This window comes from Endozoicomonas sp. GU-1 (assembly GCF_027366395.1).
Classification (GTDB): domain Bacteria; phylum Pseudomonadota; class Gammaproteobacteria; order Pseudomonadales; family Endozoicomonadaceae; genus Endozoicomonas.
On the sequence record NZ_CP114771.1, the window covers coordinates 3636206 to 3650766 of the forward strand.

General features: G+C 48.3%; 14 protein-coding genes and 1 pseudogene. 7 read left to right on the plus strand and 8 right to left on the minus strand.

Annotation, left to right across the window (positions count from 1 at the left end):
* Nucleotides 1–165: 165 nt before the first annotated feature.
* From ubiD to trxA, 3 genes are all read right to left on the minus strand, one after another.
* Nucleotides 166–1635: a 4-hydroxy-3-polyprenylbenzoate decarboxylase gene (ubiD, locus tag O3276_RS15220; protein WP_269672105.1), complete on the minus strand. Its 1470-nt coding sequence runs from the start codon at nt 1633–1635 to the stop codon at nt 166–168.
* 312 nt (nt 1636–1947) lie between these two features.
* Nucleotides 1948–3207 (minus strand): transcription termination factor Rho, encoded by a 1260-nt coding sequence (rho, locus tag O3276_RS15225; protein ID WP_101745328.1) that lies wholly within the window; start codon nt 3205–3207, stop codon nt 1948–1950.
* 331 nt (nt 3208–3538) lie between these two features.
* Entirely contained in the window at nt 3539–3862 is a 324-nt protein-coding gene (gene trxA / locus O3276_RS15230) for a thioredoxin TrxA (RefSeq protein ID WP_101745329.1), read from the minus strand.
* 408 nt (nt 3863–4270) lie between these two features.
* Here trxA and O3276_RS15235 point away from each other — a divergent pair, with 408 nt between their 5' ends.
* A complete protein-coding gene (locus O3276_RS15235; RefSeq protein ID WP_269672106.1) occupies nt 4271–5776 on the plus strand; it encodes a Ppx/GppA phosphatase family protein in 1506 nt (501 codons plus the stop codon).
* A 77-nt stretch (nt 5777–5853) separates the two neighbouring features.
* On the opposite strand, the pseudogene O3276_RS15240 reads toward O3276_RS15235, so the two are convergent.
* Nucleotides 5854–6035: pseudogene (locus tag O3276_RS15240) on the minus strand (transposase zinc-binding domain-containing protein); the annotation flags it as partial.
* Nucleotides 6036–6491: 456 nt separating this feature from the next.
* Here O3276_RS15240 and O3276_RS15245 point away from each other — a divergent pair.
* Both O3276_RS15245 and O3276_RS15250 read left to right on the plus strand, forming a co-directional pair.
* The gene (locus O3276_RS15245) at nt 6492–6773 is read left to right on the plus strand and encodes a hypothetical protein (RefSeq protein ID WP_269672108.1); all 282 of its coding nucleotides are present in this window, start codon (nt 6492–6494) and stop codon (nt 6771–6773) included.
* Nucleotides 6774–6952: 179 nt separating this feature from the next.
* Entirely contained in the window at nt 6953–7729 is a 777-nt protein-coding gene (locus O3276_RS15250) for an IS5 family transposase (RefSeq protein WP_269671653.1), read from the plus strand.
* A gap of 94 nt (nt 7730–7823) precedes the next feature.
* On the opposite strand, the gene O3276_RS15255 is transcribed toward O3276_RS15250, so the two are convergent.
* A protein-coding gene (locus tag O3276_RS15255) for an ISNCY family transposase (RefSeq protein ID WP_442876524.1) occupies nt 7824–9264 on the minus strand; the annotation gives its coding sequence in 2 pieces (ribosomal slippage) (nt 7824–8826 and nt 8825–9264; 1443 coding nt in all).
* A 144-nt stretch (nt 9265–9408) separates the two neighbouring features.
* Here O3276_RS15255 and O3276_RS15260 point away from each other — a divergent pair.
* From O3276_RS15260 to O3276_RS15270, 3 genes are read left to right on the plus strand one after another with little or no spacing between them, the layout of a single operon-like run.
* Nucleotides 9409–10035, plus strand: coding sequence for a ShET2/EspL2 family type III secretion system effector toxin (locus O3276_RS15260; RefSeq protein ID WP_269672109.1), 627 nt, complete (start codon nt 9409–9411; stop codon nt 10033–10035).
* Nucleotides 9975–10541 (plus strand): hypothetical protein, encoded by a 567-nt coding sequence (locus O3276_RS15265; protein ID WP_269676063.1) that lies wholly within the window; start codon nt 9975–9977, stop codon nt 10539–10541. The genes O3276_RS15260 and O3276_RS15265 overlap by 61 nt, the downstream gene beginning before the upstream one ends.
* Nucleotides 10542–10592: 51 nt before the next feature.
* Nucleotides 10593–10895: a hypothetical protein gene (locus O3276_RS15270; RefSeq protein WP_269672110.1), complete on the plus strand. Its 303-nt coding sequence runs from the start codon at nt 10593–10595 to the stop codon at nt 10893–10895.
* A gap of 261 nt (nt 10896–11156) precedes the next feature.
* On the opposite strand, the gene O3276_RS15275 is transcribed toward O3276_RS15270, so the two are convergent.
* Genes O3276_RS15275 through O3276_RS15285 form a run of 3 tightly spaced genes read right to left on the minus strand, consistent with a single transcriptional unit; the run spans nt 11157 to nt 13107 of the window.
* Entirely contained in the window at nt 11157–12209 is a 1053-nt protein-coding gene (locus tag O3276_RS15275) for an IS91 family transposase (protein ID WP_269672111.1), read from the minus strand.
* Nucleotides 12206–12358 carry a hypothetical protein gene (locus tag O3276_RS25805; protein ID WP_269672112.1) on the minus strand — a complete coding sequence of 51 codons (153 nt, stop codon included), beginning with the start codon at nt 12356–12358 and terminating at the stop codon, nt 12206–12208. Before O3276_RS25805 ends, O3276_RS15275 begins: the two co-directional genes overlap by 4 nt.
* Nucleotides 12355–13107 carry a site-specific integrase gene (locus O3276_RS15285; protein ID WP_269672113.1) on the minus strand — a complete coding sequence of 251 codons (753 nt, stop codon included), beginning with the start codon at nt 13105–13107 and terminating at the stop codon, nt 12355–12357. Before O3276_RS15285 ends, O3276_RS25805 begins: the two co-directional genes overlap by 4 nt.
* Before the next feature lie 312 nt (nt 13108–13419).
* On the opposite strand from O3276_RS15285, the gene O3276_RS15290 reads away from it, so the two are divergent.
* Entirely contained in the window at nt 13420–14466 is a 1047-nt protein-coding gene (locus O3276_RS15290; RefSeq protein ID WP_269672114.1) for a hypothetical protein, read from the plus strand.
* Nucleotides 14467–14561: the final 95 nt, after the last annotated feature.

Genomic DNA, 14561 nt, shown 5'->3' on the forward strand with positions numbered 1-14561 from the left:
CATGAGGCTTGAGGATGACACGGTAAATACCTTCCGATAACAACTGAAGATTGGCAACCTGGCAAGACTGGGTGGAAACTGGGTTGTTCTGCACGAATACCGCTACCTCTAACGCTTAAAACTTCAGGAACCCCGGGCTTCCTGAAGCCATATGCTACATACGTATTAATTATCGATGCCAAGCTGATCCCAAATAGCATCAACCCGATGTTTAATGGTATCTGTCATCGAAATGGCTGTTCCCCACTCCCGGCTGGTTTCACCTTCCCACTTGTTGGTGGCATCAAAGCCGACCTTTGATCCCAGTCCGGCAACGGGAGAAGCAAAATCCAGGTAATCAATGGGCGTGTTGTCGATGAAGACTGAGTCTCTTTTCGGGTCCATACGGGTAGTCATTGCCCATATCACATCATTCCAGTCCCTGGCATTGACATCATCATCGGTCACAATCACAAACTTGGTGTACATAAACTGTCGCAGGAATGACCAGACACCCAGCATAACCCGCTTGGCATGCCCCGGATACTCCTTACGCATGGTAACGACTGCCAGCCGATAAGAGCAACCCTCTGGCGGTAAATAAAAATCAACAATTTCAGGAAACTGCTTCTTGAGAATAGGGACGAATATTTCGTTAAAAGCCAATCCCAGTATTGCCGGTTCATCCGGCGGGCGCCCTGTATAGGTGCTGTGATAAATGGGGTTGCGCCGGTGTGTCACACATTCAACGGTAAACACCGGGAATGACTCAACCTCGTTGTAATAGCCGGTATGATCGCCGTATGGGCCCTCATCCGCCATCTCTCCGGGATAGATAAAACCTTCAAGGACAATCTCGGCACTGGCAGGAACCTGCAAATCATTTGTGCGGCTTTTGGTTAACTCGGTTTTTCTACCCCTCAACAGACCGGCAAACGCATATTCTGATAATGAGTCAGGGACCGGTGTCACAGCACCAAGAATGGTCGCGGGGTCAGCGCCTAAAGCCACTGATACCGGAAAAGGGGTATCCGGGTGTTTTTTCTGCCAGTCCCTGAAATCAAGCGCCCCACCCCGATGGGATAGCCAGCGCATGATTAATTTATTCTTACCAAGCAGCTGCTGACGATAAATGCCCAGATTCTGTCGCTCTTTTTCCGGGCCACGGGTAATGACCAGGGGCCAGGTGATCAATGGTGCAGCATCCCCTGGCCAGCAAGTCTGAATTGGCAGCCGGGTTAAATCAATATCATCACCTTGCACTACCACTTCCTGACAAGGTGCCGATTTAACCACCTTTGGTCCCATGTTCAGCACCTGCCTGAACAGCGGCAGCTTTTCAATGGCATCTCTCAAGCCTTTTGGGGGATCCGGCTCTTTCAGGTAGGCCAACAGCTCACCCACTTCCCTCAGTGCACCGATATCCTTCTGCCCCATCCCCAGGGCAACCCGCCTCTGCGTGCCAAACAGGTTCGCCAACACGGGCATATCGAAGCCTTTGGGGTTTTCAAACAATAGGGCGGGCCCCCCTTTTTTCAGGGTTCGATCACAGATTTCAGTCATTTCCAGAACCGGGTCAACTTCAAACGTGATTCGCCTGAGTTCCCCCTGTTTTTCCAGCTGATCAATGAAATCCCGGAGATCCTTGTATTTCATGAATATTTCTTCTTTGGCTCTGACTTTTTCAGGCTTTGGCAGTTTTCTCCTGAACAGTGAAAACTACGTCAGTCGAAACAGGTGATAAAGAGATTATTGCTGTCTGATTATGAGGATCGAATAACCGAAGCTTGCCTTTCACGGTCTTTTCGGCCCGCAAAATGAACGGACTGAAAGATCAAAGTCTGACCAGGTAGTTGCGCAATGGCTCATTGGTAGAAACAGGCTTGCAGGGTGCTTTGGCCTTATCCCCCGGCAGAGACTGTGATCGTGATCGACATCCTTCTCACAGTCCTTCCTGTGGGAATAAAATTACTTCCGTTTCATGGACTGGAAGAATTCTTCATTCGTCTTGGTGTGCTTCATACGGTCCAGCAGGAATTCAATGGCCTGAATTTCATCCATTGGGTGCAGGATTTTACGCAGAATCCACATACGCTGAAGCTCTTCTTCCGTGGTCAGCAGATCCTCACGGCGAGTACCTGACTTGTTGATACCAATAGCAGGGAAGACCCGCTTTTCAGCCGCCCGACGGTCAAGGTGGAGTTCCATGTTACCGGTACCCTTGAATTCCTCAAAGATAACCTCATCCATCTTGGAGCCGGTATCAACCAGTGCGGTTGCCAGAATGGTCAGGCTGCCACCCTCTTCAATGTTACGGGCAGCACCAAAGAAACGCTTCGGACGCTCAAGGGCATGAGCATCCACACCACCCGTAAGCACCTTGCCGGAAGAGGGAATCACGGTGTTGTAAGCACGGGCCAGACGGGTAATGGAATCCAGCAGAATAACAACGTCTTTCTTGTGCTCTACCAGACGCTTGGCTTTTTCCAGCACCATCTCGGCAACCTGCACATGACGTGAAGGAGGCTCATCGAAGGTAGAGGCGACCACTTCACCGCGCACGGAACGGGACATTTCGGTAACCTCTTCCGGGCGCTCATCAATCAGCAGAACAATCAGGTAGCACTCCGGATTATTACGGGTAATGTTTGCCGCAATATTTTGCAGCATCAGTGTTTTACCCGCTTTAGGAGGAGAGACAATCAGGCCACGCTGACCTTTGCCGATGGGAGCTACCAGGTCGATAATTCGAGCGGTTAAATCCTCTGTTGCACCATTTCCCATCTCCATAGTGAGACGGTCCTGGGGAAACAATGGCGTAAGGTTTTCAAACAGGATTTTATTGCGGGCATTTTCTGGTTGGTCAAAATTGATTTCATTCACCTTGAGGAGGGCAAAATATCTTTCTCCCTCCTTCGGTGGACGAATTTTCCCGGAAATCGTATCGCCCGTTCTCAGATTAAACCGGCGAATCTGACTTGGGGAAACATAAATATCGTCCGGTCCCGCCAGATAGGAACTATCAGCGGAACGGAGAAATCCAAAACCATCCTGGAGAATTTCCAGAACACCGTCACCATAGATGTCTTCACCACTGCGTGCATGGCGTTTGAGTATGGTGAAAATTACATCCTGCTTCCTGGAACGGGCAAGGTTTTCGAGACCCATTTCATTCGCTATCGCCAGAAGTTCAGGAACAGACTTTTTCTTCAGTTCGGTAAGATGCATAACCAGTAGTGTGCGAATGTTAAATTGAAAGGTAAGTGGCCGTTGTCTTTGCAGGAAGATCAGAAAGTATTTGACTTATTATGATAAAGGACAGCTAAGTGTTGATTGATGCCTGCGAGTGTTTATAACGGCTGCCCTGTCTGGGCCATATCCCTGAGGTCAGAAGATTCCTGACAGCCCTGTGTAATTACAGTCTATATCCATTTCTGGAAAATAATCAAGAATTAAGACTTCGTCAACTGAATTGATTTAAAAATTTAATCAAATGGCTATAAAATTGAGGCCAGTCAAGTGGCTGTAACGGTCTGTCACAACCACCAATGACCAGCAATTACAGATTGCTATCCAAAAATGCGGTCAGCTGTGATTTGGACAGGGCACCCACTTTCGTAGCTTCTACGTTGCCGCCCTTAAACAGCATCAGCGTAGGAATACCACGCACACCGTATTTTGGCGGGGTTGCCTCATTCTCATCAATATTCAGCTTGCAGACGGTCAGTTTGCCGTCGTAGTCCTGGGCAATTTCATCAAGAACGGGGGCAATCATTTTGCAAGGACCACACCATTCAGCCCAATAGTCAACCAGTACCGGACCTTCCGCCTTCAGAACCACTTCTTCGAAGGAGTCATCTGTCACTTTGACAATTTCGCTCATGGAATGGATCTCCTAACCAGGGTACTTAATTAGTACTTAAAAGTGTTTAAAGTAAACTCAGGAGCCTTGACCGAGGGCAAGCCAAACAGGCTGCCAAAAGATATCACCGGCCCAGAACTGACCTATTATGCCTGATTCATGGAATTTTGTGGCTTTTTTTTCTATAAAAATGCCATTGAGCATGGAGGCTTATAAGATTGCCATATGACACAGGCCTGTTTTTCAGTCATCAGTGTAGCTTTGCCCAGGGCAATACAGCCAGTAGGATTTGTGTGCATAACTCGATTAAAGTTAACCTTTTAACATCGGTTATGCTCCAGTCTGCAACCCGGTATTGTCAGGTTGTTAAAACGAGCATTGAAAGCACTGAAAAATATAACATTTTCAATATATTAGCTATGAAATATCATGACAAAACAAGGGCGTGAACAGTCCGGCAGTCTACCTCTGGTAGCCGCCATAGACCTTGGCTCAAACAGCTTTCACATGATCGTAGCCAGGGTGGATCAGGGTGAAATCCGGCCAGTAGAAAGGCTGGGCAAAAAGGTTCAGTTAGCTGCTGGGCTTAACCAGCACGACGAGCTAACGGCTGCAGCCATGAAGCGGGGCTTCAGTTGCCTGGAACAGTTTGCTCAGTACCTCGCTGGCAATACCTTTCAAGCGGTCAGAGTCGTGGGTACCAATGCCCTGCGTAAGGCGCGGAACAGCGATGCTTTTGTTGACCAGGCCCAGTCTATCCTGGGCTACCCGGTTGAAATTATCGCGGGCAGGGAAGAAGCTCGTCTCATTTACCTGGGTGTTGCCCAAACCCAGTCCGATGATAATGAGCGCCGCCTGGTGATGGACATCGGTGGCGGGAGTACCGAGTTTGTTATTGGCGAACGTTTTGAGCCAAAGTTGATGGAAAGCCTGCACATGGGCTGTGTGGTATTTACCGACCGTTTCTTTGGCACCGGAGAACTCACACCACAACGATTCCAGTCCGCTTATTACGCCGCACGACTGGAATTACTCAATATTGAACAATCATTTACCCGTTTGGGCTGGGTTGATGCCGTAGGGTCATCAGGTTCAATCCGTGCGGTCAGCAGCATTCTTCAGGCCATGGGAGAGAGTGATACCATCACCCGGGAAAATCTGGAGATGCTCAAGCTCAAAGTCCTGAAGTTTAACCAGATCGGCCGTGTTCGTTTTCCCGGGCTGAAGCCTGATCGTCAGGCGATTTTTCCAGCAGGCCTGGCCATTCTCATGGCAGGCTTCGATGCCTTTGGCATCGAACGCATGCATTACTCTGACGGTGCACTTCGGGAGGGTGTTCTGCACGACATGCTCGGGCGGGACCGCCACGAAGACGTTCGGGAGCGAACCATAAATGCCCTGATGAGCCGCTATCATGTTGATGAGCAACAGGCCTTCAGGGTCATGAATCATGCCCGGAACTGCTTTGCCATGACGGCTGCTACCTGGGAACTGGGTGACTGCGACCTTGAGCTGCTGTCCTGGGCTGCCCGTGTGTGCCAGATAGGGCTTGATATCTCCCATACACAGTACCACCGTCATGGTGCTTACCTGATTGATAACTCTGACCTGATGGGGTTCAGCAAGAGAGAGCAGCAGCAACTTGCGCTGCTCGTCAGGGGCCACAGACGTTCCATATCGAAGTCACTCCTTTCCACCTGGCCCAAGGCGGTATCACGCAAGCTGATGCGGCTGGTTATCCTGCTGCGCATTGCCAATGTGCTGAGTCATGGTCGCGACGATACCTTACCGGAATATTCCATAAGCTTATCCGGCTCTACCATATCCCTGTTTTTCCCGGAAGAGTGGTTAGAACAACACCCTCTGACCGAAGCGTACTTTGACTCAGAACGAAGCTATCTGGCAAAAATAGGCTTCAAGTTACTGGTGGCATAGCAACGTGCATAAACGAATAAGGATAGATTGCGTCACTCTTTTCGTCGGGTATTGATGCCGCCACCGGGCACTAAAAAACAGGACAAGGTTTTTTGCTCCCGGAATTGGCAGCCGTTGCATTCCAGCAGCGTCATGCCAGAAGCTGGGGTTCGACAACCCTGTAGGCGTTGAACGCCTTGATTTGGCTGGGTAGAAGGCGTTGACTGTATTTTTCCAGGAAATGGTCGGCATATTGATCGGCTATATCGGGGAGGTTCATTGGTCGTCTCCTTTCAAATCCAGCTCATCAATCAGATGATTAATAATCCTGCGGGTATTCAGTTGGGTGGTTTCGGTTAACCGGGTGGCTGTGGTTTTTGGGCACATGTGCCCGAGCAGTTCCTGAAATGGCCCTGAGGCTCACTCCCTGCGTCATAAGATGAGTAGCAAAGCGGTCTCGTAAACTGTGGGGGCTGACTTTTTATGAATCCGGCACTCTTCCACAAGATGTTTGTTGAGCAATCAACTGGGCTTTATTCTGTTGTGGAAAATCAATGAATTGATACTTATATTTCCACCTACCACTTGGCGGATACTTTCAAACGGTTGAGGAATTGTTAAGTCTCTCAGAAAACCCTTTAATTCTCGACCGAAAAGTCCTTACCAACCATATTCAGATAACTCAAGTAACGACGATAATTAACCCTGATTTAATATTAAACAATGGATTATCATCATGGATGGAATCAATAACAAGAATATTTCGGCAAACATCCCGCAGCAGGATTGCTTAAACAATCAGCAGCCAGAGACTCAAAAACAGACAGGCAACCCGCCGAATGACAGTCAGGGCTATATTCCGAAAGACAATGGTATTAATTCAGAAATACCGCAAGGCTCCATGATTGACCGTAAAATTGAAAAACTTAAAGCAGAGGGGCGTGACTACCAGTTGAAAAAGGTCAATCCTTCAGAGGAGGTCAGTTTAATTAGTGCCTGTCAGAAAACCCATGAATAATCCGACTCAACAGGCACTTACAAAATTTTTTTGAAAACAAAACAGGTCGCTCATACCAGTCGCCTCCTTTTTTGATCAAAACTTAGAGACTGTTGTAAAAGTTACTGACCATTAACTCAGGATAAAAAACTCAACGTCGTCTATAACTACAGTATCTGATTAGTTTAAGGAGGATAATTATGTATCCATCCGACCTGACCAATGACGAGTGGGCAATCCTCAAGCCTCTATTCCCTGACCCTGGCTATGATACTCCAAAAAATGGGCGACCACGCGACTGGAGTTATCGTCTGATATTGAATGCCATATTCTATCTCACTAAAACAGGCTGTCAGTGGCGAATGCTGCCTTCTGACTTTCCACCATGGAGTACTGTCTACACCTATTTTCGAATCTGGAAACAAGATGGCACATGGAAGAAGGTGCATGATGCTCTTCGTGACCAGGTGCGAATTCAGGCGGGCAAAGAGCCACAACCAACAGCAGCAAGCATTGACTCCCAATCCGTGAAAACCTCGGTAAAAGGGGGGGATCGAGGCTATGATGGCGGGAAGAAAATAAAAGGCAGAAAACGTCATATAGCTGTTGATACTCTTGGCCTGATTCTGGTGGTATGGGTACACGCAGCCGCATTTAGTGATAGTTTTGCAGGTCAATTCATACTGGCTCACCTTAAGAAATACTTTAAAAACATCCGGAAAGTCTGGGCTGATTGTGGCTACCGGGGTTACCTTGAAGAGTGGTTTTATCGCTTCAAACCCAAAAGGGAACTTGAAATCACAAAACGCCCACGGGGAAAGTTTGTCGTTCAAGCCAGGCGCTGGGTTGTGGAGAGAACCTTTGGCTGGTTTGAAGGATCCAGACGTTTATCTAAAGACTATGAACAGCTGCCAAGGAGTTCAGAAGCCTTCGTTTATATATGCATGATTCGCATAATGCTACGAAGGTTTAAGTAGTTTTAAAACAGCCTCTTAATCATTTTCCCGTTTTTCGGGTGTCCGTAATCTTCACCCAACGATGATCGTTTGTTTTCTGGCACGCTTCTCCCGTTCAGGCTGCTTTTTTGACAGCCTGACTGGATTGCTTTTGCAGTATAGAGCCCAAGCGGTGCAGATTGGTTCCTAAAACCGCCAGGCCAACATACCGACGATAACCGTCAATCCCTGAGTCCGGACATCGGTCCAGCCCGTGCTGCTCAAGTGCATTAATGTCGGACTCTACCGCGGAATGCTTCTTCATTGCCCTGACAAAATCAGGGTGTCGTTCACGCTTCCGGTCTTGTTCAGACCATCGCCCCTTTTTGGGTAAGACGGCTCGGTCAAGAAATGTTTCCAGCTTTTCAAGGTTCTCTTTTGACCAGAATCCCCGGTCATAACTGACCTGCGATACTTCAGGAAACCGCTGTTTTGCGCCTTTAGCAATGGCTACAGTCACCTGGTCATCAGTCTGTTTTTCCATGACCAAATGGTGAAGCGTGAAACCAAACTGATCTTGAATCACGCACACCCTGAGGCCGAGTTCTACAGGAACGCCAGCTTTTCCTTTACTGATCCATTCCGTATGGCGTTCGAATAACGAAAAAACCTTCTCACTGTGCGGAATGGTTTCGTGGTTCAGTACACGACGGATAATCAGTTGGCACTGGTAGTCTGCATCTTTTATCCAGTGCTCCAGCTCTTTCAGTCGCAAGTCTCCGGGTATCCGTGTCTTCAAGAGATTCAAGGTTATTTCAGCCTTGCGGATAAGCTTCTGGCTGTAGGCTACATACTCAGCATGGACGATTTCGATATCATGCTGTCGTGCTTCACGAAGCGACTCATTAGACGACGTTGAACGTTTCAGGTTACGGGCTTTGTGAAAACGCTTTTTGTGCTGATCCTGCAAGTAGTTGCTCTGTCGCCACAGGCTTTCCTGCTGCTCTGACGACAGGCAGGCTGCCCACTCGATCATCTTGCGAACGGCATCCCGGAGCAGGTTAATATCCGTTGGAAAGTGGGCATTGGTTTTTACGACAAACGAGTCAGCGCGGGCGCATATCCGCTCTTCTTTTTTTTACCAGCTGGTGACCGGCATTGACCACAATCTGGTTGATCTCGTCCAGTATTTCCGGGGTGAACAGGGCGATATTATCCTGCAAAGTCTGGATGTGATAAGAGTGGGTACAGTATGGTCCGTGTCCGAGCATTTGCCGCAACGTACCGTGTTCATTGGCCAGCTCCTGAAGGCGGTCGTAGTCGCAGTTGATGGTCAGACGCAGGGTGCCAAAAATCAGTATTTTCCAGAGATCCATACCTGGGCGGCCATTGTCACGGCTGGCGGGTATCATTCGCTCAAGGGCTTGAAAAACCTGCTCTCTCAGCTCTGGGGTGACCCAGATATGCTGAAAAGCCCGCAAGAGGCGGGGTATGTCGTCCCTGGATTTGGGGTTGAAGGTGATGGCAGAGATATCGACCTCGCCTAACTGCATTTGTGGCTTGATGGTTTGGCGCATGAGTGAGAAAACAGCCTGTCAGTGGAAATCTTCAATGATTAAGTTAGGTCACAGACTGCTGTTTTCAAGGGCTGATGGGTTTTCGGACAAGCACTAATTAAAAGATCTTTTACTGAAAATCTCTCTCCCGGCGACCTGGGCATCTTGCAATACTTTTCAAAGGGTGAATTTGAAAACTTCAATTGTGAGGTTAACAATACTGTTAGTGGGGATATGATAGCGTGCAGACATCTGGCCTATGCGTTTGCAACCGGTGAATTTGGCACCAAAGAGGCTGGTAAATTTTCATACATTGATACATTGGACAAAATCAGTCAGCACAGTGGCATCAAGGAGGATTGCCAAATGCCAAATATCTTCCGCTCACATACTAGCGTCCCCGTCCGGGAAGCTTATTATTTTGGCTTACATGAAGTGGGGGTGGCTTTACAGGTGGCCCTTGAACAACAAAAGAGTGAGGGCCACGAAGAGAAATCCTATTTGTTTTTTGCACATCGCCATGCCATGGCTTTGCGAATGCAATGTTTACCCGGTGAACCGGAGATCAAGGTATCATTTTATGACCCCAATGATACCTTGAGGGTGCGGCGACTCATTGTTTCTGATCAACATGCTTTGAAAAAGTTGAGTATCCGTGACCTTATGCCTGACCTTCACAAAGTGGTGTTCCACTTTCCAAAAATCAAGGCGGTGTGTTGTTATCGACAGATTTGGAAACCGAGCCTGGCACCGCCCTGGTCTGGCTTCCGCCTGAAGTTAGTCACGACATGATGTTTCTCATAGTGAAGAAGGGGCATTTATCTAATCCTGGTGTAGGGCTCCAGATTGATAACTACCTGCGAACTCTGGATGCGGATGGCAAGAAAGCACTGCTAGTGGCAAAATCACCACATGGTGAACCCGGACTTTATATGGAAATGAAATATGATCATGTACTCAGTATCAAGGCCTATTGGGCTATGGTCATGAAGAGCGGCCTTGATGATGACGATAAACAGGCCTTGCTGACTGCGAAATCGGACAAGGGTATTTCTGCACTGCGCATTACATTTGACAGTGGCAATCACGACTCAATGATTACTTACGTTGAACTGGTGCTCAATTCAACATTCCCTGATACGGTAAAGCAGACTATGTTAGCTTCAGCCGATAATGGTAAAAGCATTATGCCATCTCAATTAGGTTTTGATCAAGAAATGGTGATGTTATACAAAAACGCGATAATGCGTAGTAGTCTGGATGAAAAAGTTAAAGAAAGTTTACTCAGTGAGGAATAAGTGTCCCTTTTGTTCCGTCAGGGATTCACCAGAAAACGGATATAATCCATATTGGTAACTCAAGTTACACATTATGCTGAAAATCAGCCATTAACTGGTGGCATGAAAAATAACGCCATAGAACTTTACTCAGACTATCTGTTGTCGTCTTCTGGCAAGACCATTGCTACCAGCCAAACAACATCAGGTTTTTGGCTGGACGACAATTGGTTGAAAGAACGGCATGTTGATTCGGGTTGTATCTGGTCTCGGCATGCAGTTTCTGGTCAAGAAGCAGGGCCGGAATATTTCTCACAGGTTGGAATGAACGGTATTTTTTGCCGCGTGAGCGGCTTGGTTCAACAACGTACATAACGAATAAGGATAGATTGTGCCCAGCCGCAATCTTATCCTGTTGTTGCACAAGCCCGGGTTGATTTCTGGTGAGGAAGGTCTATTGAAGTTTACTTTTCTGGCGGATCTTGAATCAGCGCGTTTTTTCAGAACGCTATTTATTCAGGATGAGTGTCTCCCGACCACTGCATTACGGTAGTCTGGGGTTTGTCATATCTGTCTGGCTGAGCTTACATCTTCTCCCTGTTTGTGAATGGCGTTGTTTGTTGCTATATCAACGACTCAAGTCGGTTTCAGGAAACTGAATGCAACGTGCTTCATGAGTTCACCGCAACGCCTGCATGTGAATTGCGGACGAATCACGGGTTCTACTGCTTTGACCATGACGTGTAAAACCAGTTGCACCAGTGATAATTGTTTTTTTGCGTTGCTGTGTAAAAATCCATAATCCCGCGATCGTCGAAAACGCCTGGGTAATACATGTTTCAGTACCAGCCACAGGAAGTCTTCTCCTGGCAGGGTTCGCGTCTCTTTTTTGCCGGTTTCACTGTTGAGATAAGAGAAGGTCACCTTTCCCCGTTTGCTGGCCAGGATATTGTTGTCGCTGATCACGCCCCGGTACAGATACCGGGATAGATATTCAAGTGCCGGTAATCCTTTGCCCACCCGTTTGCAATTGATGACCCACTCTTTGGGCAGCCTTGTTTTCAGGCTCAGTGATAGTAGTCCCTGTTCGTCCAGGGCGCGAAGGAGTCTGGCTCGAAAGACCATGGCCAGGTTCTTGCCATTGAAAAGATAGTGACCGGTGAGTTTGCGCCACTCTTTTCGTCGGGTATTGATGCCACCACCGGGCACGACAAAGTGTATATGGGGATGGTAATCCAGCCGTCGGCTGTGGGTGTGCAGGACGCCGGTCATTCCCAGGTCAGCATCCAGTTTTTTGTCATTGGCTCCAAACTGTTTCAGGGTATCAGCCGCTGTTCTGAACAGTAAATCGTACACCTGTCGTTGATGTTGCCAAGCCAGAGCCCGCAGTTGCGCTGGTAAGGTGAAGGTCACCATAAAGTATTCAACGGGCAACAGTTTCTGTCTTTGCCGTTGCAACCATTCGCTGGTATCGGTGTTCTGACAGCGATTGCAGTGACGATGTCCACAGGACAATGGTTTTTGCTCCCGTAATTGGCAGCCGTTGCATTCCAGCAGCGTCATACCGGAAGCCGGGGTTCGACAACCCCGTATGGCGTTGAGCGCCTTGAGTTGGCTGGGTAGAAGACGTTGACTGTATTTCTCCAGGAAACGGTCGGCATATTGATCGGCTATATCGGAGAGGTTCATTGGTCGTCTCCTTTCAAATCCAGCTCATCAATTAGATGATTAATAATCCTGCGGGTATTCAGCTGGGTGGTTTCGGTTAACCGGGTGTAGATGGCTGTGGTTTTTGGGCACATGTGCCCGAGCAGTTCCTGAATGGCCCTGAGGCTCACTCCCTGCTCCATAAGGTGAGTAGCAAAGCTGTGTCGTAAACTGTGGGGGCTGACTTTTTATGAATCCGGCACTCTTCCACAAGATGTTTCATGGCTTTCTGGGTGGAGGAGCGGCTCATAGGCTGAGTTGCCCGGTGTCGCTGATTGGCCGTCTGCCCTTCAGGGAAAAGAAACGTTGGGTTCCGGTGGGTAGCCCAGTAGCGCCGCAAGGCCTTCAGGGTGCGAAGGGGAAGGTCCACGTAGCGATCCTTTCCTCCTTTGCAGTTGCGTAAATGAACTTTCATTCGCCGTGCATCAATGTCGGAAATGGTCAGGTTCAGACCTTCAGCCAGCCTTAAACCCATACTGTAAAGGGTCAGAAGAATGGTGTAATAGCGCAGCTTCCGCGCCTTATTGAGCAGTAACTCAATTTCAGTGGTGGTCAGGATGACCGGAAGGCTTTTAACGGTGGGTGGTTTAATGATGTCCACAAACTGCCAGGGTTTCCCCAGCACGTGTTTCCAGAAAAACTGCAGCCCATTGCGGTCAGTTTTGACCGTGCTCCATGAGTGGGATTCCACCAGTGCCGCAAAGTAGGTTTTCAGGTCATCGGGTTTGAGTGTGTCGGGGCAACGATCAAAGAAGGCTGCCACCCGTCGCAGAGGCCTGCTGTAGAGATCAATGGTGGATGGGCTTTTGCCCTGGAGTTTCAGGGTGGTGAGGTGTTTTTGATACAGTTTGTCAAACCGTTTTTGTTCAGAACGTTCCATGTTGCTTCCTTATATAAGCCGCACCGGAGTGGTACGGATATCAGGAAGTATTGGAAATGGTGGGGTGGCTTGGATGAACGGTATTTTTTGCCGCGTTAGCGGCTTGGTTCAACAACGTGGTGAGGAACTAATCTGACCGCACAGTGTCAAAACAGTACGGACGAACTGTTCGGGTCTTTGACCTGACAGGTCTACATACGATCAGTGCTGTTCACTCAGCCTGCTTGATATAAATTCAGGATATCACTGGCTTTTCTAGCTTGCGTGTAGCTTATGGAAACTGGATGTCCCTACTAACTAACAGGTGTTTCTATGACTATTCCAGCTACCAGCACAACCCAGACCATTTTGGCTCATCCTGTCCAACAGTTTCTGACGGAACAATCAATAAGCCATTACACGACTGAAAGTTTTGGTAATCAGCCGGGGGCGGAGGTCCTGGCCAACCGGCTTAATCAATTGGGTGAAAATCTGAAAAATGTTCCTGCTTATGTACTCGCATACATGTGCCATAACTTCACCACTGCCTTTAATCTGCATTCAATCCTGGTTACAGAAACCAGCCAGTTGAACGCCTTAAAAATCCTGCTGGCCGCTAACAACTGCACGGATCTGGAATCAATTCAGTTTTTTGCTGAGAAATTCCATGACATTCCATACACCGATCCCGGCGTGATGTTAAAAAACACAGCGGCGAAAGACAATCTGCTGGAAATTACCCATCACGAGGGATACCAGGGTCAACCAACGACATTCAACCACTATCGACAACCATTATTGGAGCACTTTATTGTCTGTGCATTCCCGGAGCCAGAATTTACTGTGCAACAGCAGACGCTGCTGAAAGATACATTAACCCTGGCAGGCAGGCAGATTACCGGCGATTGGGGCTTCGGATGTCTGGATAAGCCAGTACCCTATGGTGACTTTAACCGGGAAACCGTCGCCCACCTTGCTGCCTGTCTGAGCTACCCGAGGCAGCCTGAATGTGCCAAAGAGCTGGCTCAGACATACATGCGGATTCAGGAGGCGTTGTTCAACCCGAAGTCAAGTTTGTGCGTGCTGCTGGAAGACAACCAGAATTGGCTCCTGATAGCACTGCTGACGGAGGACAGCGACAACCCGGCCACCCTGAGCAATGAAGCGGCCTTGTTGTTATCACTGGCAACCAGTAAGGATCATCTGAATGTTAAGATATTGACGGATGAAATTGAGGATGAATTTGAGAGATTGATAGAAGAAGTTGGTATTTGTTCAACAGATCTGGGCCGTTTTGCCGACGCAAATCTCGTGTTGAATTTCGCCGGGGCTGCCAAAAAACCCAACTTGCTAATGACGAAATCAGGGCAGCAGAGTTAGCAGTTATCCGCTTCGCTGATGAGCTTATGGGTGTGAAAATCCCCTTGGAGTCACTGCCATAATAGTTGTCGCTTCTCCCGAGTCTGGAAACCTGA

Coding starts and splice junctions, on each gene's coding strand:
- O3276_RS15275 (WP_269672111.1), bottom strand. CDS start 12,209: ATGAACCTCTCCGATATAGCCGATCAATATGCCGACCGTTTCCTGGAG.
- O3276_RS15250 (WP_269671653.1), top strand. CDS start 6,953: ATGTATCCATCCGACCTGACCAATGACGAGTGGGCAATCCTCAAGCCT.
- rho (WP_101745328.1), bottom strand. CDS start 3,207: ATGCATCTTACCGAACTGAAGAAAAAGTCTGTTCCTGAACTTCTGGCG.
- ubiD (WP_269672105.1), bottom strand. CDS start 1,635: ATGAAATACAAGGATCTCCGGGATTTCATTGATCAGCTGGAAAAACAG.
- O3276_RS15285 (WP_269672113.1), bottom strand. CDS start 13,107: ATGGAACGTTCTGAACAAAAACGGTTTGACAAACTGTATCAAAAACAC.
- O3276_RS15290 (WP_269672114.1), top strand. CDS start 13,420: ATGACTATTCCAGCTACCAGCACAACCCAGACCATTTTGGCTCATCCT.
- trxA (WP_101745329.1), bottom strand. CDS start 3,862: ATGAGCGAAATTGTCAAAGTGACAGATGACTCCTTCGAAGAAGTGGTT.
- O3276_RS15245 (WP_269672108.1), top strand. CDS start 6,492: ATGGATGGAATCAATAACAAGAATATTTCGGCAAACATCCCGCAGCAG.
- O3276_RS15235 (WP_269672106.1), top strand. CDS start 4,271: ATGACAAAACAAGGGCGTGAACAGTCCGGCAGTCTACCTCTGGTAGCC.